Source organism: Amphibacillus jilinensis Y1 (assembly GCF_000306965.1).
Classification (GTDB): domain Bacteria; phylum Bacillota; class Bacilli; order Bacillales; family Amphibacillaceae; genus Amphibacillus_C; species Amphibacillus_C jilinensis.
Window position 1 is genome coordinate 423,877 of record NZ_JH976435.1, and the last position, 22,088, is coordinate 445,964.

The 22,088-nt window shown below is 37.2% G+C and carries 18 protein-coding genes and 1 pseudogene; 13 read left to right on the top strand and 6 right to left on the bottom strand.

Translation table 11 applies throughout. From position 1 onward, the window contains the following. The first annotated feature begins 465 nt into the window (after positions 1-465). The 3 genes and pseudogenes from B494_RS0108920 to B494_RS0108925 all read left to right on the top strand — a co-directional run bounded on the left by B494_RS0108920 (position 466) and on the right by B494_RS0108925 (position 4,981). Positions 466-3,924: a hypothetical protein gene (locus B494_RS0108920; protein WP_017472050.1), complete on the top strand. Its 3,459-nt coding sequence runs from the start codon at positions 466-468 to the stop codon at positions 3,922-3,924. A gap of 237 nt (positions 3,925-4,161) precedes the next feature. Continuing rightward, positions 4,162-4,392: pseudogene (locus tag B494_RS20515) on the top strand (IS1595 family transposase); the annotation flags it as partial. Positions 4,393-4,573: 181 nt separating this feature from the next. Next, entirely contained in the window at positions 4,574-4,981 is a 408-nt protein-coding gene (locus B494_RS0108925) for an NUDIX hydrolase (RefSeq protein ID WP_026065203.1), read from the top strand. Between the two features lie 178 nt (positions 4,982-5,159). Here the strand turns inward: B494_RS0108925 and B494_RS0108930 are convergent, their stop codons facing one another. Then, positions 5,160-5,945 carry an ABC transporter permease gene (locus B494_RS0108930; RefSeq protein ID WP_017472052.1) on the bottom strand — a complete coding sequence of 262 codons (786 nt, stop codon included), beginning with the start codon at positions 5,943-5,945 and terminating at the stop codon, positions 5,160-5,162. Positions 5,946-5,963: 18 nt separating this feature from the next. Then, positions 5,964-6,587: an ABC transporter ATP-binding protein gene (locus B494_RS0108935; protein ID WP_026065204.1), complete on the bottom strand. Its 624-nt coding sequence runs from the start codon at positions 6,585-6,587 to the stop codon at positions 5,964-5,966. Between the two features lie 479 nt (positions 6,588-7,066). On the opposite strand from B494_RS0108935, the gene B494_RS0108940 reads away from it, so the two are divergent. The 7 genes from B494_RS0108940 (at position 7,067) to B494_RS0108970 (ending at position 14,139) form a co-directional block, all read left to right on the top strand. Continuing rightward, positions 7,067-7,276, top strand: coding sequence for a helix-turn-helix transcriptional regulator (locus B494_RS0108940; RefSeq protein ID WP_026065205.1), 210 nt, complete (start codon positions 7,067-7,069; stop codon positions 7,274-7,276). After that, positions 7,266-7,688 (top strand): hypothetical protein, encoded by a 423-nt coding sequence (locus tag B494_RS0108945; protein ID WP_017472055.1) that lies wholly within the window; start codon positions 7,266-7,268, stop codon positions 7,686-7,688. The genes B494_RS0108940 and B494_RS0108945 overlap by 11 nt, the downstream gene beginning before the upstream one ends. A gap of 308 nt (positions 7,689-7,996) precedes the next feature. Next, entirely contained in the window at positions 7,997-8,983 is a 987-nt protein-coding gene (locus B494_RS0108950; RefSeq protein WP_017472056.1) for an aldo/keto reductase, read from the top strand. 451 nt (positions 8,984-9,434) lie between these two features. Then, a complete protein-coding gene (locus B494_RS0108955) occupies positions 9,435-10,565 on the top strand; it encodes an NAD(P) transhydrogenase subunit alpha (protein ID WP_017472057.1) in 1,131 nt (376 codons plus the stop codon). Next, positions 10,565-10,873, top strand: a complete 309-nt coding sequence (locus B494_RS0108960) for an NAD(P) transhydrogenase subunit alpha part 2 (protein WP_017472058.1) — start codon at positions 10,565-10,567, stop codon at positions 10,871-10,873. Before B494_RS0108955 ends, B494_RS0108960 begins: the two co-directional genes overlap by 1 nt. After that, positions 10,866-12,269, top strand: coding sequence for an NAD(P)(+) transhydrogenase (Re/Si-specific) subunit beta (locus B494_RS0108965; protein ID WP_017472059.1), 1,404 nt, complete (start codon positions 10,866-10,868; stop codon positions 12,267-12,269). Before B494_RS0108960 ends, B494_RS0108965 begins: the two co-directional genes overlap by 8 nt. A gap of 403 nt (positions 12,270-12,672) precedes the next feature. After that, the gene (locus B494_RS0108970; protein ID WP_026065207.1) at positions 12,673-14,139 is read left to right on the top strand and encodes a protein adenylyltransferase SelO; all 1,467 of its coding nucleotides are present in this window, start codon (positions 12,673-12,675) and stop codon (positions 14,137-14,139) included. 219 nt (positions 14,140-14,358) lie between these two features. On the opposite strand, the gene B494_RS0108975 is transcribed toward B494_RS0108970, so the two are convergent. Then, the gene (locus B494_RS0108975; protein WP_017472061.1) at positions 14,359-15,177 is read right to left on the bottom strand and encodes a squalene/phytoene synthase family protein; all 819 of its coding nucleotides are present in this window, start codon (positions 15,175-15,177) and stop codon (positions 14,359-14,361) included. A gap of 270 nt (positions 15,178-15,447) precedes the next feature. On the opposite strand from B494_RS0108975, the gene B494_RS0108980 reads away from it, so the two are divergent. Then, positions 15,448-16,188: a SurA N-terminal domain-containing protein gene (locus tag B494_RS0108980; protein WP_017472062.1), complete on the top strand. Its 741-nt coding sequence runs from the start codon at positions 15,448-15,450 to the stop codon at positions 16,186-16,188. A gap of 67 nt (positions 16,189-16,255) precedes the next feature. On the opposite strand, the gene B494_RS0108985 is transcribed toward B494_RS0108980, so the two are convergent. Further along, the gene (locus tag B494_RS0108985) at positions 16,256-17,953 is read right to left on the bottom strand and encodes a methyl-accepting chemotaxis protein (protein ID WP_017472063.1); all 1,698 of its coding nucleotides are present in this window, start codon (positions 17,951-17,953) and stop codon (positions 16,256-16,258) included. A gap of 401 nt (positions 17,954-18,354) precedes the next feature. Here B494_RS0108985 and B494_RS0108995 point away from each other — a divergent pair, with 401 nt between their 5' ends. Continuing rightward, the gene (locus tag B494_RS0108995; protein ID WP_017472064.1) at positions 18,355-19,434 is read left to right on the top strand and encodes an AI-2E family transporter; all 1,080 of its coding nucleotides are present in this window, start codon (positions 18,355-18,357) and stop codon (positions 19,432-19,434) included. 100 nt (positions 19,435-19,534) lie between these two features. Here B494_RS0108995 and B494_RS0109000 read toward each other — a convergent pair whose 3' ends face one another. Then, positions 19,535-20,164, bottom strand: coding sequence for a peptidylprolyl isomerase (locus B494_RS0109000; RefSeq protein WP_017472065.1), 630 nt, complete (start codon positions 20,162-20,164; stop codon positions 19,535-19,537). 136 nt (positions 20,165-20,300) lie between these two features. On the opposite strand from B494_RS0109000, the gene B494_RS0109005 reads away from it, so the two are divergent. Next, complete coding sequence (locus tag B494_RS0109005) at positions 20,301-21,098, top strand: N-acetylmuramoyl-L-alanine amidase (protein WP_017472066.1); 798 nt, start codon at positions 20,301-20,303, stop codon at positions 21,096-21,098. Positions 21,099-21,247: 149 nt separating this feature from the next. On the opposite strand, the gene lexA is transcribed toward B494_RS0109005, so the two are convergent. Beyond that, positions 21,248-21,871, bottom strand: coding sequence for a transcriptional repressor LexA (gene lexA / locus B494_RS0109010; RefSeq protein WP_026065209.1), 624 nt, complete (start codon positions 21,869-21,871; stop codon positions 21,248-21,250). Between the last annotated feature and the right edge of the window lie 217 nt (positions 21,872-22,088).

Genomic DNA, 22,088 nt, shown 5'->3' on the forward strand with positions numbered 1-22,088 from the left:
ATAGATGAAACGGGAAAGATCTTGTTATTAAATTTTCTATCGCTTTCGGAAAAAAAGAGGTGCATTATCATAATAAATCGTTTACAATGTAAAAAGATTCACCTTTTACGAAAGCGGTTTTTTATAATGGTCACTAATTGTAAAGCGCTTCCCTCAAATAGAGTGTAGACCGCATTTATTAGGTGGGAGATAATAGGCGCTAATGTCCTATTTCACTCAACGACCAATTCGATGGGAAAAGAGGAAAAAATCTATTAATTTGAAGGTTCGTTTTATTGCTGTGATAGCGTTTTAAACAATGGGAAATGACGATACAACAAGCGTTTATTACACAAGAAATCGCTTTTCACATGAGTCACTAGGACATTAATGAATGACTTATTATTTAGTCACAGCCTTAGGTATTATCCGTTCATAAACGGAGTGATAAAAGCAAGTAAATTTAATGATAGAAAGGAAATGCTTATGGAGACTTTACGTGATTTATATTTAGGGAAAAATTTTTTACACCAAAAAACGAAAGCGGTTTCGTTAGAAAAGGTTGAACTTAATAATGAAACCTATTTTAAAATGGTGAACTATAATGATATGGCACCATTTTTTATGACCGTCGTCAGTGATACAGATCATTGGCTATTTGTATCAAGTACAGGAGGGTTAACAGCCGGTCGAAAGAATGCAGAAGCAGCATTATTTCCGTATGTCACAGATGATAAAATTCATGATAGTATTGAAACGACGGGACCAGATACAATACTAGTTGTCACGAAAGGGGAAAAAGACTATCTTTGGAAACCATTTTCACAGCAAATGAGTGAGGTATATCAGATCACACGAAACCTTTACAAGAACGCGACAGGTGATAAAATCATCTTTGAAGAAATTAATGATGATCTAGGAGTAAGATTTAGCTACACATTAAAAACAAGTGACGATTATGGATTTGTTAAAGAATCATCACTTGTGAATATGACAGATCATCCAGTCGTTGTTCAACTGTTAGATGGTATTCGAAACATTTTGCCCTACGGTGTGACCACTGTTCATCAGTCAACACAAAGTACATTAGTGGATGGATATAAACGTTGTGAACTCGTAGAGGATGTTGGTTTAGGTATTTATACAATGAGTTCAATTTTAACCGATAGAGCAGAACCGAGCGAATCACTAAAAGCAACGACTGTATGGTCACGCGGACTTCAAAATCCTAAGTACCTCTTATCTGAACAACAAATTAAAGCGTTTACACAAAACAGGTCTGTTCAAAAGGAAACGGATGTGAAAGGACGTCGAGGCGCCTACTATGTAATGGATACAGTACACTTAAAAAAACAAGAACAAAAAAAATGGTATATTATTGCTGACGTTAACAAAAGCGCTTTCGGAGTAGAAGAACTGATAAAGGACCTTACTGAAAATGATCATATCATTGAGGCGGTCGAACAAGATGTGGCGCTTGGTGGAGAGAACTTAAGACAACTTGTCTTTAATGCTGATGGCTATCAGTTTACTGCAAATGAAAAAGTGAGCTATCGCCATTTCTCAAATACATTGTACAACATTATGCGTGGAGGTATTTATGCTGATGGTTATATGATTGACAAATCAGACTTTATCGCGTTTGTCTCACATTGGAATAAAGCTGTTTATAATAATGAGCAGCCATTATTAATGAGCTTACCTGATACATTACATTACAATGATTTGCTCAGCTTAGCGAAAGACCGAAACAACCCTGACTTAGAGCGTTTAGCATTTGAATACTTGCCACTAACATTTAGTCGTCGACATGGCGATCCAAGCCGGCCGTGGAATAAGTTTAATATTGAAGTCACAAAAGAAGATGGTTCAAAAGCATTGAACTTTGAAGGGAACTGGCGTGATATCTTCCAAAACTGGGAAGCGCTATCCATTTCGTATCCTGCATTCACGGAAAGTATTATTGCGAAATTCGTCAATGCCTCGACGGCGGATGGTTATAACCCGTACCGTATTACTAAAGACGGTATTGATTGGGAAACGCTTGATCCAGATGATCCGTGGTCAAATATTGGTTACTGGGGAGATCATCAAATCATCTACCTTTTGAAGTTACTTGAGTTATCTAAAGCGTATAATCCAGAGAAACTCCACACCTTGTTAGAAAATGATATTTATGCTTATGCGCATGTACCTTATCGTATTAAAGGATTCAGTGATCTAGTCAAAGATCCGAGAAACAGTATTGTCTATGACGACGAGAAAGAACAGATGATTAAGGAAAGAACGGCATCATTAGGCTCTGATGGGAAACTAGTGTTTTGTCATGATACAGTGTATCGCGTTAATCTGATGGAAAAACTGTTAGTCACATTACTTGCTAAATTTTCTAATTATGTACCAGAAGGCGGTATTTGGATGAATACTCAGCGGCCAGAATGGAACGATGCGAATAACGCACTTGTAGGTAACGGATTATCAATGGTAACACTGTATTACATGCACCGTTTTCAAGTCTATATGGATCACCTTGTTAAAGAAATTACGACAGATGCAATTAAGATTTCTGCTGAAGTGAAACGTAAGTTTGATGCAACGCTAGAAGTTCTAAGTGCACATGAAGCTGACCTAGGCCAGCCAATTTCTGATGAGACACGATTTATGATTGTAAAAGCATTAGGTGAAATCGGAGAATCTTATCGTCAAACGGTTTATGATGACGGCTTTAGTGGTGAGAAAGTAGATTTACCGGTTGTGTCATTACGATCATTTATTGATCTATCGATGAAGCACTTGAAAGACACGATTAAAAAGAATAAACGTGAAGACGGTTTGTATCATGCATATAACCTAATTCGATTTAATGGGGAAAGCTGTCAAGTATCTTATCTCTATGAAATGTTAGAAGGGCAAGTGGCTGTTCTAAGCTCGAAAGCATTAGACAAAAAAGAAGCAATCCATGTATTGGCATCGCTAAGAGACAGCGCTATCTATCGTGAAGATCAAAACAGTTACATGTTGTATCCTAACCGTAAGTTACCGAAGTTCTTAGAGAAGAATATCATTCCAGCATCAGATATTAAAACGTCGGTTATTTTACAGGAGGAACTTAAAAATAAACATACACGTATCATTGAACAAGATGTTTTTGGTCGCTATCATTTTAATGGTCGTTTTAGAAATGGTGAAGAGATTAGAGCAGCTCTACTGGATTTAGGTTGTTATAATGCAGCAGATATTCAAGTTGTAGAAGATTTGTTTACAGAACTGTTTAACCACCATGCCTTTACGGGTCGCTCAGGTACATTTTATAAGTATGAAGGCTTGGGTAGCGTGTATTGGCACATGGTATCGAAACTTCTTCTCGCGACTGAAGAGAACTTTAATGCTGTTTACAGCGCAGAAGGTATGACTGAAGATGCAAAGACACTCATGACTTACTATCATGATATTAAAGCTGGTATTGGTGCGGAAAAAACACCTGTCGCGTATGGTGCTTTCCCTACTGAAGCATATTCTCATACACCTAGCTTTGCTGGTGTGCAACAACCAGGAATGACTGGCCAAGTAAAAGAAGATATTCTGTCACGCTTCGGTGAATTAGGTGTGAAAGTAACAAATGGTCGCCTGCAGTTCAATCCTGTGCTTATACCTAAATCGGAGTTCTTAACGTCAGAACATCAATGGCCGTTAGCGAAACGTCTAAATCCAAAGGCAACAACGTTGATTAAGCTAGCAAAAGATACGTTAGGATTTACCGCCCTTACTGTCCCAATCACGTACATCTTAAGTGATCAAGAAAAGCTGGCTGTGTATGATGTCGCTGGTAATGAGAAGGTGTATGATGGATACATGTTAGACGCTGATACAAGTCGAAAAATCTTTGGACGTAGCCATGATATCGATATGATCCATGTTTATCTAGACAGGAGTAAATTAGTATAGGTCATTTAACTATGGTGTTATGCTAGATGGATACAATAATAATGCTAGCACTGAAAAAAGTTTACCTGGCTCTTTTGCCCAGGTAAACTTTTTGATTCTGTAATGTGTCATGTTGGTTAGAGGGAATGAACTCAGGAGCACGTTCACTGAGGATGAAGTAGGTAGATTTAATGAAGAATAGTCCACCATTCAATACCTATATTAAATGCTATTAAACTGAAAAAAATTTTTGAACATTACTTTAAGTCTGACGGTAAAATTCGCACCAAGGGTCTATATCACATCCAGAACGTCAACAACTACCACCGAAGACTGAAAGGTTGGATACAACGCTTTAACGGCGTGACGACCAAGTATCTGAACAATTATCTTGCGTGGTTTCAAGTGTTAGAGAGCATTCATCATCAACGAAATGAAGTTACAATGAACGATATGATAATAAAAGGGAATTTAATTCCAAATATATAAACTTATGATACAATTAGATTATCTAAGTTTACTGTATAAAGGCTATTTCTTTATTCAACTAACGGGGGAGAATAGTATAACAAGAACCGTACAAAGCAACAAACTGGTATCACGAAACGGAAGTATAGTCCACGAAAGAGAGTCTTTTTGGCGTGAACTTGATTTTGAAAAGGGTGGTTATATGCAAAAAGTATTTACTCGTGTACTAATAAAAGATGAGGACGATAATATTTTGGTAGTACAAGATAGGAAAAATACTTGGAATTTTCCAGGAGGGAAACAGGAATTAGGAGAAACACCTTTGGACTGTGCAAAACGGGAAATACAAGAAGAAGTAGGGTTAAGTGTTCATAACCTTACAGAGGTTTACCAAGGAGATTTTTATTTCGGAGATACTCATTGGAAGGGATACTTCTACTTTGCAGAGTCCGTTAGTGGTGTCCCTTCTATGAAAGAAATGGGTAAAATAAAGGGCATCTGGTTTGTAAATAGGGAGGATAAAGTTAATTTTCCTATGGAGCTATCTGGAGTAATTGAAAATATATTCAATAGCAACCTTGTCTTTCATAAAGAAACTATGTGGGTTTAAGGTTTTTATCATTTTCTATGTACGTGAATTAATACACTTTATGCTAACGGGTAAGTGTTAGTTCAATAAGACAATAAAACCAAGCGGAACTTCCAGTTTTATGAAGTTCCGTTTTTTCTATAAATCTCAACAATGAACTTTAACAGAACCTTCAATAAAGCAAGTAAAGACACACATCCTATTCGTTAACAACCAATTGCTTTTCTTCATTAAAAAAAGTTTTATAGCCTAATTGGACAAATAATATGACCGTGATGGCAACACTGCCAAGAATGCCAAGCATGATTGCTATCTGATATGAAACAGCAGTAACAGGAGATATACCAGATAAAATTTGCCCAGTCATCATTCCTGGTAAGAATATGATCCCCATTCCTACCATAGAGTTGATGGTTGGTAGGATTGCCGAATCGAAAGCATTATCTACTATTTGCTTTGTAGCCATTTTAGGGGTTGCACCAAGCATCAATGCTGATTCAATAAGGTGTCTTTCAGCATACATATCATCTACAAGCCTCGTTACGCCAAGTGAAATGCCCGTCATAGAATTACCAATCAACATCCCTGCGATCGGGATGAAATATCTCGGATCATACCAAGGCGAGATGTGGATGACAGCAAGTAGGAAATAAATGAGGCTTGATAATGTTCCAAACATCATAGATAGAGCAATAATTTTTTTAAGTGGTTTAGAAAGCGTTCCCTTCGTTCGTTTATATATATTATGAATAGCAAACACCTCCATAACAACGATGACTCCAATTGTATTTAGAGGGTTAATATTATTAAATAGATAGTCAAGGATATAACCTACTAATATAAGTTGAACGGTCATTCTTGTAGAAGAAATGAGAATTTCCTTTTCTCTTGAGATGCCCCGGATTCTTACAATAAACAATAAAGCAACAACAAAAATATAAGCAGCAGCCATTTGCCATAATTGAAGTTCTATTACACTGTCCAACGTTTAAACCTCCCTTCTTTAGATTATCTTGCCATCTTTTATCTCAATCATTTGATCAGAAAATTGATTGGCTATTTTTTTAGAATGAGTAGCCATAATTAAGGTTTTACCACGTTTTTGGCTATAGTTCACTAGCTCCTCAATAATGATATGCTCCGTATCTTCATCGAGAGCAGAAGAAGGCTCATCAAGCAATAGCACTTCAGGATTGCTAAGGACAACTCTAGCTAAAGCAACTCTTTGTTTTTCCCCACCAGATAACTTTTCAGCATCTTGACTAAGTGCTTTATTTAACTTTACTCTTTTTAGTGCGTCACAAAGCTGATTATCGGAGGCAAGTGGTTTTTCAGCAAACTTCAGTCCGATTAGCAGATTATCTTTTATACTACCATGAAAGATAGCAGGGGTTTGCGGTAGCATGGTCACATATCTTCTCAATTTTACAGAGTCTATCTGGCTTAAAGGTTGGTCATGATAAAAAATCTCTCCATGATCATAGCTAATGAGTTTATTTAAAAGGCGTAATAATGTCGTTTTTCCGCTACCACTCTCACCAACAATACAAGTGGTGTTATTTTTTTTAATACTTAAATGTTCAATATTAAGAATATCCTTATATTTAACTTCTTCAAATAAAAAAATTATGATCCTCTCCCTTTAATTGAGCTCCAATTTCTTTAATTTTGTACTTATCTTTCATCACCGGTACTATCGATGTTGAACGAGTTATATATCTTTAATCGATATCGAAATACGATACAATACTATCATAAAGGCTATGGCGTGACAAGAGATACGCTAATGGAATGGTTGATCACAAAAGATTGTTCATAAAACGTTCGCCTCAAAATAAACGCGTCACGCAACGACCAAGCAGTGGAGAAGGACGAAAACAACATGTACGTGTTGGAAAAGATATGAGAGGCAGGCGAATAGGGTTACAAAAGGTGGTTTGCTGAACCGATAGCGAACTTTAATGGTGAACGACGTAACGAATACAAATTATAAGTGGTGAATATTTTTTGACTTTTAATATTTTTTTCTTGAATGAATGCAAAATATATATTACAATGTAATGGAACATATATGTTGCATTCGGTAAAAATGGGGTGATTAGTATAATTAAGAACAGCATTAAATTAAGTCGTAACGAAAAAAAGCTCACACAAGAAGAACTTGCTGAACAAGTGGGGGTAACAAGGCAAACCATTGGTCTGATCGAAAAAGAAAAATATAACCCGACTATTTCTTTAGGACTTAAGTTAAGCAAAGTTCTCAATAAGTCGCTTGATCAATTATTTTGGCTAGAGGAGGATGGAAATGAAAACTGATGAGAGAGTGAATTCTGAGGTTAAAGTAGCAAAAAGTATTGGTTATTCAATTTTTTGGTTTGGTATATTTATAGTGTTATTGTATCGATGGTTTGTCTTGAATCAAACGTTAATGGAAACACTTGACTTCTTTTTAGTATGGTTTGTTGCATCGCTAGTGCATTTTTTTGCTTTAGCATCTAAAGGTATTCCAATTACGTATCCTGTTTCAATGAGCAAAAGAGAACAACTTTACTTTTTGATTTTAGTCCCGTTGTTGACAGGTGTTCTATCAGTAATCACTGTTTTCTTAAGGGTTGGGATGGATATTAAACGGATATTGGGTGGTTTTACAGTGAGCTTTTTAGGTATGTTTGTTCTATTTCTTCTATATAAGTTTATTCTTTATTCGTGGGAGAAAAGAAACACGTAGTTTATCTTAATTTAAAAATACATTGCATAGTTGGTTAACTTCGGCAAACTTGGCACGTTTAAAACGGTCTTTGTTCCAAAGTTAACGTTCCATTCAAAACGATAGGCTGCAAATAAAGCAACAAGTGCTTTAATAGCGTAAAGGGAATTCCTGTTAAAGAAGATGTATCTAGGCATTATTCTTAGTGGTCATTCGCTAGTATTAAACTTTTCTCACCATAAAAACTTCAGAAAAGGATGAAGGAAATCCGTTTAAGTATTTGTGAAAACAGGTATACAAATACTAATTATTTCTAGGAGGGATTTTGGATGGACTTTTTGAGTGGAAAAGTTCGCGAGAAAATTGGTATAGGTACCGCTCCGCTTGGTAATTTGTTTCGCGATGTCTCAGAAGAAGAGGCGATGGAAACGATCGAATCGGCTTGGAATTCTGGCATTCGTTATTTTGATACCGCTCCTTTTTATGGAGCAGGATTAGCTGAATTAAGACTAGGGGAAGGCTTAAAGGAACACAAGCGAGAAGATTATATTATAAGTACAAAAGTAGGGCGTCTTATTTCAGATGAAACAGAGCAAAAAGAGGGGATTTTTAAGGATGGACGAAACAATAAAATTATCTCTGATTATACGGTCGACGGGACATTGCGCTCAATTGAAGATAGTATGAAACGCTTAAAGACGGATAAATTAGATGTCGTATTTGTTCATGATATTTCACCAGATTTTTATGGGGATGAATGGATAAGCAAATTTGACGAAGCGAGTAATGGAGCTTTTAAAGTACTGTCAGATCTAAAAGGTGAGGGGGTTATTAAAGGGTGGGGCATAGGCGTCAATACAACTGAACCGATAGAGTTATTATTAGGACTTGAAGAGGCGAGACCAGATATCTGCCTGTCAGCTACCCAGTATACCTTGCTTGATCATGAAATGGCACTTGAACGCGTGATGCCAATGGCAGAGGCAAAAGATGTCGGGATAGTTGTTGGTGCGCCATACAGTTCTGGAGCTCTTTTAGGCGGTCATTCCTATAATTATGATCACATTCCACCAGAGGTTGCCGATCAAATTAAGCAACTCGAGAAAGTGGCAGCTAAATACGACACTACCTTAAAAGCAGCAGCTTTACAGTTTTCAGCAGCTCATCCGGCTGTAGCAGCTGTTATTCCTGGATCAACGAGACCGGAAAGAATAAAAAATGATATAGCTGGTTTAAAAACGTCCATACCAGCTGAATTTTGGAAAGAACTCGTGGAAAAGAACCTTATTTCTGCTCTTGCTCCATTACCAGTTTAAAAGTATCCCAGCTAAATCAGTCGGAGCAGATGATATAGCTTGATAAAACAAATAAATTCGAAATGAACGTAAGAAAAAATGATACGGTGGACAGAGTTGAAATCGCTTTAGTTAGACACAACGTGATAAAAGAATTCTTACGACAATACAGAAGCTCAATATGTAGAGATGGTGTGAGTGAAAATCACGCCATCTCTTTTGTCTGAGAGCCTAAAGGTTATGATGATTTCTTATCATGTGATCATGCTTTCCTCATTGTATTTGCTATCATTCGATGAATCAGCCATTAAGTACAAATGGTAATTGATTTAATTAAAGTTATCTTCTACCACCATATTGTATATTTTGTAAAATATATACCATTCACTATTGGAAAAGCCAAATTTCAATGATATAATTTTATATGAATTTAGCATAATAACAATCTAATATAGTGAAAGGAATCGTGTATATGAAAATAGTTGTACTTAAGGAAAATGATGAATCACGGGTCGCTTTAGTACCTGATTCGATCAAGAAATTACTTCAGCTAGAGGGCGTTGAAGTTGCAGTTGAAACGAACTTAACAACTATGATTTCTGATCAAGCCTATCAAACGTCCGGTGTGCGCGTGGTGGACTCAAGAGACACATTGTTGGCCACTGGTGATGTGTTTTTGTGGGTGAATGCACCGTCACTAAAAGATGTGAGTAAAATGAAGAAAGGGTCTATCAGTATTAGTTTTTTAGATCCGTACAATCAAACTGAAGTCGTACGTGGCTTTATGAAGCAAGGGGTCAATGCCATTAGTATGGAAATGGTACCAAGAACAACGTTGGCACAAAAAATGGATGCCATTAGTTCACAAGCGTCTTTAGCAGGATATGTGGCTGTTATTTTAGGTGCGCAAAGATTGGATCGCATTTTTCCAATGATGATGACACCTGCTGGTACTATTCCTCCGGCAAAAGTCTTTGTTATAGGTGCAGGGGTTGCTGGTTTACAGGCAATTGCAACGGCGAAGCGCTTAGGCGCAAAAGTGGAAGCGTTTGACACTAGACCAGTTGTAGAAGAGCAGGTGACATCGCTTGGTGCCAAGTTTGTTAAAGTCGATTTAGGAGAGACTGGGCAAAACAAGGATGGCTATGCCAATGCTTTAACTGATGAACAGCTAAAAATACAGCAACAAGCAATGGCAAAAAGTTGTGCTAACGCTGATTTGGTTGTTACTACAGCTAAACTATTTGCTAGCAAAGCGCCTGTCATTGTGACAAAAGAAATCCTGAAACAAATGCGGAATGGATCGGTGATTATCGATTTGGCAGCGGGTTCTGGAGGTAATGTAGAGGGTGCCGTGGTGGATGAAATCGTCACCATTGAGGGGGTCGATGTCATTGGCATTGATAACCTTCCGGGTCAGGTGGCTTTCGATGCGTCAACTATGTATGCCAATAATTTAATCAATCTATTTATGCATTTTTATAATAAAGAGACCCATACACTAGCTTTAGATCAATCAGATGAGATTATGAACGGATGTCTTGTCGTCAAAGATGGTTATGTAGTTAATGAAAGACTTAAAGCTATTTATGGAGGTAAATGATGGAAATTATACTTGTATTTGTGTTGATTCTAGCTTCTTTTTTAGGTTTTGAATTAATATCAAAAGTGCCGTCACAATTACATACACCACTCATGTCTGGTTCTAACGCTATATCTGGGATTACGGTCGTTGGTGCTATACTAAGCCTCACAGGTACTTTTGTGGTAGAGGGAGAAGTGGTTAGAATTGTGTTAGGAACTTTATCTGTATTCTTTGCTACGATTAACGTTGTTGGAGGTTATATGGTAACTGATCGTATGTTATCTATGTTTACAGCTGCCAAGAAGAAGGAGGACCAACATGATTAATGACACTATCATTAACTTACTATACATTTTAGCAGCGATTTTATTTATCTTTGGTTTAAAGTTGTTAGGAAATGCCCAAAAAGCACGAAAGGGTAACTTTATTTCTGCTATGGGTATGTTAGTTGCCATTGTAGCAGCTCTTGTTAGCCATGATGTCCTTCAGTGGCAATGGATTGCCATTGGTATGATTGCTGGTGCTATTGTAGGCGCTTTAGCAGCTCGTTTGGTAGCGATGACAGCGATGCCGGAAATGGTGGCTTTGTTCAATGGATTCGGTGGTGCTGCAAGTTTGCTTGTCGGGTGGTCAGAATATCATCGTTATGTAACCGTTGGTGATTTCATGGCGGTTAGTGTACCCTCATTGCTCATTATTATTGTTACAATCTTTATTGGTGGTGCCACATTTACCGGTTCTATTATCGCCTGGGGGAAACTATCAGAAAAACTACCGAGTAAAGCGATTCAATATCGGGGGCAACAACTTGTTAATGTATTATTATTGACTTTCTTACTTGGGACGACTGTTTTGTTCGGACCACTTCGTGAATTTGTGAGCATAGATTCTTATTGGTTAGTTATTATAACCATTGTCTTATCCTGTTTTTTAGGAATTTCTTTTGTTATTCCGATTGGTGGTGGAGATATGCCGGTTGTGATTTCATTGCTGAACTCCTTTAGTGGAATGGCTGCATGTGCAGCAGGGTTTGTCATTACCAACAATGTTTTGATTGTCGCTGGAGCATTGGTCGGTTCTAGTGGTATTATTTTAACAAACATTATGTGTAAATCGATGAATCGTAAATTAACCAATGTTCTCTTTAGTGGTTTTGGCTCCGGTAAAGGGAAAGGCAGTGGCGGTTTTCAAGGAGAAGCCAATCCTGTATCAGTTGAAGATGCCTATATTATGCTCGAAGCTGCTAGTAGTGTGTTAATCGTACCAGGATATGGAATGGCAGTTGCTCAAGCGCAGCACGCTATTCAAGAGTTGGCGACCCAACTTGAAGAAAATGGTTCTGAGGTTAACTTTGCCATTCATCCAGTAGCTGGACGGATGCCAGGGCATATGAACGTGCTACTAGCAGAAGCCAATGTACCCTACGAACAACTTAAAGAGATGGATGATGTAAATCCAACCATCGAATCGGTAGATGTAGTTATCGTTATTGGTGCTAATGATGTCGTTAATCCTGCAGCAAGGACAGATGAAGAATCACCCATTTATGGTATGCCTGTGATCGATGTAGATAAAGCAAATACCGTTATTGTTATGAAACGTTCATTAAATCCTGGTTTTGCTGGGATTGATAACCCATTGTTTTTTAATGACAATACGAGGATGTTATTCGGGGATGCTAAGCAAACAACTCAAGGTTTGGTAGCTGAATTTAAAGGTTAATGGCGTTAAGCCCTCAGCTTAAAAAGACCATCATCTTCAAGTCATAATCTGACTTGCAGTTAAGAAAAAAATTAAGTTAATATGCATAGCTAGATACAAAATCACCGCATTTGAACAAGCAGCCTCAATTCTTTTTAAATAGAAATGGGGCTGCTTTCATTTATGGAGGAGTCCTAGCTAATATTTTTTAATGTCACATGTAACGATAAAAATTTTAATTATCAAATAACAAATCATTTAACGGTACTATAATAAAACAAAGATAGACACCTATATTTTTTGAAACTTTTTCTCTATGTCATCATTAATATGTTACCTTAAAGCATACAAACAGCTAATTAGTTAAAACTAAAATTATGTTTTATAATGATATAAAGACAACATGATATAGAAAGGGTGTATTATGGGACAGTACATGGGTTTAAGTATAAGTTTCGATCATTCGTATCTTAATCTGCCTGATAAAATGTATCAAAAAGTTAAGCCAACGCCGGTTGAATCGCCACAATGGGTCGTTTTTAACCAATCATTAGCGAAAGAATTAGAACTTGATGATCTAAGTTTAGGTAGTGATCAAGGGCTAGAATTACTGGCTGGAAACCATATTCCAGATGGATGTCAATCAATAGCGCAAGCCTATGCCGGACACCAATTTGGTCATTTTACAATGCTTGGTGATGGTCGTGCTATTTTGTTAGGTGAGCAACAAACAGCTAAAGGTGGACGGTGTGATATTCAATTGAAAGGTGCTGGTAAAACGCCCTATTCTAGAGGTGGAGATGGTAGGGCAACTTTAGGACCAATGTTACGTGAATATCTTATTAGTGAAGCAATGCATGCGTTAGGTGTCCCGACCAACAGAAGTTTAGCTGTTGTCATGACAGGTGAAACGGTAATGCGTGAGAAGCCACTACCAGGTGCAATCTTAACGCGTGTAGCAGTAAGTCATATTCGAGTTGGAACCTTTCAATATGTAAGACAATATGGAACTACAGATGATTTACGGATTTTAGCTGATTATACAATTGATCGTCATTTTCCTGAAATAAAGCAACAAACGAATATTTATTTAGAGATGTTTAAACAAATTGTTACTCGTCAAGCGCATTTAATTGTTAAATGGGATTTATTAGGATTTGTTCACGGTGTAATGAATACAGATAATATGACAGTTAGTGGGGAAACGATTGATTATGGTCCTTGTGCGTTTATCGATGTTTATGATCCTGCAATTGTATTCAGTTCCATCGATCAACATGGACGTTATGCATACAACCAACAGAAACGGGTCGCGGTATGGAATTTAGCTCGGCTGGCTGAAGCTTTGCTTCCGCTTATAGAAATAGAGAGTGATGATGCAATTAAAGATCTAGAGGCTATTTTACACAAATTTTCAGAGGATTATCAAGATGCTTGGAGCAAGGGGATGAGGGCTAAGCTCGGTCTGTTTACACAACAGGCAGGGGACGATAAACTTATTAAAGACCTTCTCACATTGATGACTACGTTTAAGGCAGATTATACAGATACGTTCCGAGCTTTAACATTATCTGATTTTAACAGTCAACAGTGGTTTGTTTTAGATGATTTCAAGCAATGGTATCATAGGTGGCAAGAAAGAGTACAATATCAAACGCAAAGCTTAGAACAAATAAAGCAACATATGAAAAAACATAACCCATCAGTGATTCCACGTAATTTCCGAGTTGAACAGGCTTTAAATGCAGCTGTAGAAGAACAAGATTTTCTACCGTTTAATAAGCTATTAAATGTTTTATTAAACCCATATGCTTATACAGATGAGCAAAAGATTTATGTCGAGCTCCCACCGATAACTGGTCAAGCATATCGAACCTATTGTGGAACATAAAATGCTAGAGGCATCTATTTGAAATAGGTGCCTCTAGCATTTTTGACACTTAAAGAAGGAACGTCATAAAACGAACCCCACTGAGGTTAGTTGAGTGAATCAGGACATCAGCGCTTATTATCACCATTTCCTTTACTCTCTAGTTTGAGGTTGGTGCTTTTCGGGCTTTTATCTGTGATAAACAGGTTTTTCTAAGTTAAGGAAAGGTTAACGCCGTGGTTAGTCGTTAACAATATCTTCTACTACTGCAGCAACTTCAGCACGGGTCATCTTTTCACTACCATGCTTCATAACAGTCAACGTTTTTTCTGCTAATTTATAAGGGATTTTACAAAACGTAGCAATGTTTCGATTGTCAATATCCTTCATATATGCTTCGGCTAAGCTAAGGTTTTCTGTTGCATAAGCAAACATATCGTCTCGAGCCCATCCATCTGGCATAAAGGTGACACCACGCTCCTGATCTTCATCTTGGTTACGCAATATATTCACTGACTGCAATCCACGTCCAAACCCTATCGCAAGTTCTTGATCCGTTTCCGTGTCATCATACCAACTCCAAATATCTGATAACATGACACCAACAAGACCAGCTACATAATAAGTGTAGTCGTCCAAATCTTCTTTTGTATGTATTTTCCAATCTTTTCTTACCCATTTTGCCATTCCAATCGCCATAGTGGAAGTAGATGCTTTTACTTTATCGACAATCCCATCTGGACAAATGCTAAGCCAGTCACCTAAGCGTTTTGTCACTTCTGGAAGCACTTCTAAATAAGGTGCAATCAGATTTTGGTATGTTTTTACATCGAATGGTTTAAGTAGTAATTGACTTGTTTCTTCTAAAAGTCCTGCCTTAACTTGATGGGGTAATTGTTCATGGTCTTCAATTTCATCGACTGCGCGCATGGATAAATAAGCAGAAGCCACAGCTTTCTTTAAAGTTGGCTTTAATAAAGTGATGGGGATGTAAAATGTTCGACTGGTTTCTTTAAGGACACGCATCGCTTCTTTATTGCATTTGTTAGCACTTCTCAATCTAGTTCCTCCTTTGAAATTCGCCCTATCCTATTTTTAGTTTATCAGTATTGATTGTTAATAGGCAAGGAATTTGTAAGGCCACAATTGATTACACATTTTTTACTAAAATAGTAGTGATTCTATTAATTGAAAGCGAAACAGACTGTAAATAGTGATGTTGTCATGTTATACAATTGTCATATTTTTTATAACTCATTTCTCTGGCTTTAAACTGAAAATCAGTTATGTTACACTGAGAATCAATTGGTTTTGAGAGGAGTTTTAATAATGAAAAAATGGATACTGGGGTCATTCCTCATTCTTATTGTTGGTTTTTTAGTTGCCTGTGGTAACGATGAGGATGATACAACGGAACAGGATCAAGTAACAGATGATCCTAATGAGGAGTTGCAAATGCCGGAGCCGGATTTGGAAGGCATTCCTGATGTGGTTGCTGAGGTTAATGGAAATGAAATTACAGGCGCTGAATTTGAAATGACTTATATTAGTCAGTTTCAGCAAGCTGCGATGCAAGCACAAATGACAGGTCAACCTGTTGATCAGGATCAACTTAAATCTGAGATTGCCGACAATATGATAGATCAAGAACTATTGGTTCAAGAGGCTGATGCTAGAGGGTTTGAGGCAACAGAGCAAGAAGTAGATGAAATGATCAATGAAATTGCAGAAGCAAATCAACTAGAGTCACGAGATGAGCTATTTTCTGTTTTAGAAGAGCAAGGAACATCTGAATCAGAGTTTATCGCTCAAATTGAGATGCAAATTAAGCTGGAACAACTTATCGCTGATGAAGTGGGTGAAGTTGAGGCCACAGAAGAGGAATTGCAAACATTCTATGATGATCTTTCGGCACAGTATGAAGAAACAGAGGGTATGGAAGAGCTACCTCCATTTGAGGAAGTAAGGCCTGAGATAGAGGAAGAAATACAAAGGCAAGAAGAGTCAGAAGTGATTTTAGCATTAGTTGAAGTGTTACGAAGTGATGCGGAGATCGAAACCTATATTTAAATGTTGAAATAAAGAGGCTAACTTTTAAAAGTTAGCCTCTTTATGTTTATTCTTAAGGTATGGGGAATTAGTAATTGAATTGATCGATACTATATTGTAATTTGTCAGAAATGGTAGCCAATGCTTTGGATGCTTGAAAAATGTCTTCCATCATATTTTTCTGTTCTTCTCCAGATTTTGCTATTTTCTCAGTATTACCTGTTGATTGCTCTGCAATTTCAGTCATCGCATCAACTTCTTTTACTAGATCTTCCATTTGTTTTTTGCTTCTATTTATGTCGATTGTTAATTGTTTGAGTTGTTGTGCTGTCTTAGAAGCTGTTGATGAAATCTTAGTGAATGCATCATTCGTTTTATAAATGGAGTCAATGCCCTGTTCGACGATTAACTGTGCATGGCTCGTATGATCTACAGATTGAATAGCTTCGCTTTGTATTTCTTCAATTAAGATTGAAACTTGTTCAGTTGCTTGGCCGGTTTCCTCTGCTAGCTTTCGAACTTCCTCTGCAACAACTGAAAATCCTTTACCATGTTCTCCAGCGCGAGCCGCTTCAATAGAGGCATTCAGTGCCAGTAAATTCGTCTGTTCTGAGATTGATGTAATGAGTGTAATGATTTTGTCAATTTCCTGTGCCTTATTGTTTAGTCGCTCTGCAATTTCACTCATTTGATTTGTATTATCTTTAATGTTATTCATTTGTTGGATCGTTTGGTTAACGACCTGTGTGCCATTTTTAGATACTTGATCTGTATCATTTGAGTCTTGTGTAGCTTGTTCAATTTGTATTGAGACTGCATGAATATGTTCAGCTATGTTTGTAATATTACGATTTGCGTTTTGGGTTGATTGTGATTGTTGTTCGACACCTGCAGCCATATCACTCATTGCAAGATGTATTTGGTCAGTTGCAAAACTGGTATCTTCTGCACTTGCAAATAATTGTTCTGAAGTTGCTGCGATCAGTTGGGCATTTTCAGCTACTCCAGTGATGACTTGTTGCAATGATTCGACCATTTTGTTGACATCATCAGCTAAAGCGCCTAAATCGTCCCTACTAGAAATGGAGAGCGGTTGAATATTTAGGGATCCTTTTGCTACTTTATTTACATGCGAACTAATTAATTGAATAGGTTTAGTCATTTTTCGAATGATGATAATCGTTATAAGAGCTGCCAAAAAGGGTAGAATAGCCGCTATTATTAATGTGGGTTTTGTCATTTCCCAAGTGCGCTCTTGTACAATCGACCTTTCGAAGTCAATAGTATTAATAGCAATGACTTCATTTTGTGGATTATGATCACGAAATATAGGAGCATAACCCGTTACACGTGTGACTCCACCGAACTCGTAAACATCAGTATAATAACTATGTCCCGCTTTCACATGTTCAATGGCCTCTTCCTCAATCATAAAATGATCACCGGCTTGCAAGCCTTGTGAACGAAGGTTACTATCAGCAGCTAATACATGTCCGTCTAGTGATAAAATATAATGCGTTTCAAAAATATCTTTTTTTCCGATTGTCCATTCAATTTCATTTTCAATTTGATTGAGATAGCTTTCCTCGCCATTCACTAAATGTTGTAGAGCTTCCGGGTCAATTATCCCAGTTGTAATATTAGCACAACCTGTTAATTCAACACCGGCAGCTTGTAACACTTCTTGATAGCTGGAACGATAATTGAATATTGCAAGTATACTTATGCTTAAAAAAACAACAATCGATACGATCATGGTCATTTTATTGGTCACACTTATTCTCATCGTAAACCAATCCTCCTTATGCCTTCTATTTGTATTCATTTAGTATATTCATAGATGTTTACAGCTGTCAATGACTTTAGAACTAGTTCCTTTTACTCACTTTGTAAACTGTTAAGTATATAAATGCAGATAGAATATTAGTATAAACGAGAAGATGATTTGAACCTATTAATCTTCAAATAGGATCGTTTTGAATAACCTTTGGAACAAGAAACAGATGTTGACTATCAGGAAAGCAGAGATCATCTGTATTAAGAGGGAGATAATGGATGCCAATGTCTTGATTCATGCAATGATCAATCAGTGGGGAACGAAAACGCGATTGAAAGTTCGTTTTATTATCATATAATATTTAATTCATTTGTTATAATTAAGGTGAGATATGAACGGGGGTACTAAAATTGTATAAAAAGTTTATGAAAATAGCGTCGGTGATTATCGTATTGTTTATTATGATCTACTTAGCATCATTAGTGAATTGGATCTTTTATCCTGTTCTAGTATTTGGTCGAACCTTATTTATTCCTATTTTAATTGCGAGCCTATTATTTTATATATTTAAACCATTGGTGAAGTGGCTGAACAATTATGTATCCAAGACTATGGCTATTATCATTTTGTACATTTGCTTTATCGCAATACTTATTGGATTAGTGTCTTTTATTGTGCCAGAAATTCAAAAACAAGTATTATTATTGATTAATAGCATGCCAGCAATCGTTGACGATATTCAATTGCTTTTATTTGAGTTACAAGAGAATGAATGGCTTGAACGTCTTAATTTGGTTGATTTATTTGAGGTGGAAGAGCAAGTTGAGGAAGTCGGTCGATCAATTTCTACTACGATTGGTGATTTTGTATCTGGTACGATTAATTTCCTTGGTGTCTTGTTCAATATAATGATTACTTTATTTATTATTCCTTTTGTTTTGTTTTATATGTTAAAGGAAGGGGAGAAGTTTCCTGAAAGCTTTGAACGGCTTGTTCCAGAGGAACGACATGAGGAATTAAAGCGTACGTTTAAAGATTTGGATCAGACACTTAGTCATTACATACAAGGCGTTATGCTTGTTTGTTTATCAATAGGAATATTGTGCTATGTTAGTTTTTCAATTGTTGGCTTGGACTTTGCCCTCATATTGGCCTTAATTACGATGGTAACAAATGTTATTCCATATATTGGGCCTTGGATTGGTGCAGTTCCTGCCACGATTGTTGGATTACTGCAATCACCATTAATGGCTTTAACAGTCATTATTATTATTGTTGTGATTCAACAAATTGAGAGCTTGTTTATTCAACCACAAGTTATGGGAAAGAAAATGTCAATGCACCCGGTGACCGTGTTGTTTCTTGTACTGGTTGCAGGACGATTTGCGGGCATTTTGGGTATGATATTGGCAGTTCCTTTTTATGCAATCGCAAAAGTACTCATCACTCATTTATATCGAGTGCTTCAATTAAGAAAAACGTCAGGCTAATAGCCTGACGTTTTTTGGTGTTCCAAAACGATCCCCCTTTTTACAAGCCATGGATTAGGCCTATAATAATGAAATAAAACGATAATATAATTAAGCATCTTTATTGTTTTACTGGAGATGGGTAGTCGACGCCATAGGTTTCAACGATGACATGATCGATCACTTGATCCACATATGGCTTATCACTGCTATCTCGATCCGTATTTGCTATTTTGTCAATCACGTCCATGCCGTCGGTTACTTTTCCAAAGGCGGCATATTGACCATCTAGATAAGTAGAGGTTTCTTGAACAATGAAAAATTGAGAGCCAGCAGAGTTTGGGGATTGTGATCGAGCCATTGACACAATACCTCGCTCATGGCTTAGACTATTTTCAAAGTTATTGTCAGTAAATTCACCTGGTATCGAATAGTCAGGTCCACCTAAACCATTACCTTCAGGATCGCCTCCTTGAATCATAAATCCTGGTATAACACGATGAAATATTAATCCGTCATAAAAACCGCTCTCAATAAGAGAAATAAAATTGGCAACGGTGTTAGGGGCTATTTCAGGATAAAGCTCGATAATGAATTGAGCTTCATTCTCCATAGTGATGGTTACAATTGGATTATTTTCAACCTCTGGGTAATGAATATCTTCTTTCCTGTCATCAATTGTTTGGGTTTGTCCACATGCTGTAAGCAAGCTGAACAAAATCATAAACAAAATACATTTACCGGTTCTCATTATCTCAGTCCTCCATGCCTATCATTAAGCGTTAACATTATAACATGTTTCAGAATATTTTGTCATAGAGAGCTTTTGAGCGTCCAAGCCAAGTTTAGACTTAGACGTATGAATAATATAGAAAGGAGAGGATAAAATGGTTAAAATATTTATAGATCCAGGTCATGGTGGCAGTGACCCAGGTGCAGTTGCAAATGGATTATCAGAAAAAACCTTGACATTAGCGATTGGCCTAGCGTTAAGAGATTATCTTTTGAAAAATTACCAAAACGTATCCGTCAGAATGTCGCGAACAAGTGACCAGACTGTTTCTCTAAATAGTAGAACACAAACGGCGAATCAGTGGGGGGCAGACTTATATTTATCTATTCATGTTAATGCTGGCGGTGGAAGCGGATTTGAAAGCTATATTTGGAATGGTCAATTTACCAAGAAATCACGCACTCAACAAGTTAGATCTACGATTCATCAAACCATTGTTAATACAAAAAATTGGCAAGACCGCGGTCAAAAGGAGGCAAACTTTCATGTGTTAAGAGAAACACGAATGTCAGCAGTGTTAACAGAGAATGGTTTTATAGACCATCAAAGCGATGCACGGGCAATGCGTGGGGATAATTGGGTGGAAAACGCAGCTATTGCTCATGCGGTTGGAATTGAAAAAGCATTTCAATTAAAGCGTCAAGATAACGACCTTGCCGATGACCCATTATATCGTGTCGTTGTGGGGTCATTTAGGGAAGATCAGAATGCACGTTCAAGAGTAAGCACATTACAACGCTCTGGGTATGAAGCTTATATTTTGCCGTATGCCCAGCAGGGACAGCGCTACTATCGGGTTATAGCAGGGGCGTTCTACCAAAAGCAAAATGCTGAGAAACGACTTGATTCGCTAAAAAAAGACGGCTTTGATGGTTTTTTAGTTGTAGTATAATGTATGAGTATGGCGAGTGTTGCGTTTACCCGGGAAATAATAGTTATTATTTATTTGATTTGTTACTTTCATGCTGTGTTAGATCTTCATTAGTCATTAGAGAAAACGAGCTATTTGCATGATCATTTCAGTGCAAATAGCTCGTATAATTATTGCATATGACGGTACAAGCCGATAACTTTACCTAATATCGTTACGCTATCATAGATTAATGGCTCAAGGGTGGCATTTTCAGGTTGCAGGCGGATACGGTCCTTCTCTTTGAAAAAGCGCTTAACGGTTGCCTCATTGTCTTCGGTCATTGCTACGACAATATCTCCATTGTTTGCGGTTTGTTGTTGTTTAACAATGACCATATCTCCATTTAAAATACCGGCTTCAATCATACTATCGCCTTCAATGATAAGCACAAAAATATTATCATCTGAGTGAGTGATTGAGGAAGGCAAAGGTATAAATTCTTCGATATTCTCCACTGCAGTTATAGGAAGACCTGCTGTAACTTTACCGATAACAGGAGCATAAGTGACATCTTCTTTGGGAATGTTTAATTCTTCATCAACATGAATGACTTCAATAGCCCGTGGTTTAGTAGGGTCACGGCGAATATACCCTTTCTTTTCTAAACGAGCCAAGTGACCATGTACTGTGGAACTCGAAGCGAGTCCAACAGCCTCCCCAATTTCTCTAACGGACGGCGGATAACCTTTTAAGGTGACTTGATCTTTTATGTAGTTTAAAATAGCTTCTTGACGCTTTGATAATGCGTGCATAATGTTTAATAAACCTCCGATCATTTTTAACGTATCTTGGAAAGACCAGTAAATACCTTGATTAAAGTGTAATTTTGGGATGCCTATTATAAGCTTCTTACTAATAGTGTGAATCATTAACAACTGTGTAAGTCATTCACAAGGATACATAAAGAAACATATGGCAATGAGATCATATTAGATGAAAAGTTTTTTAGATCGCCATCGTAATAAAGGA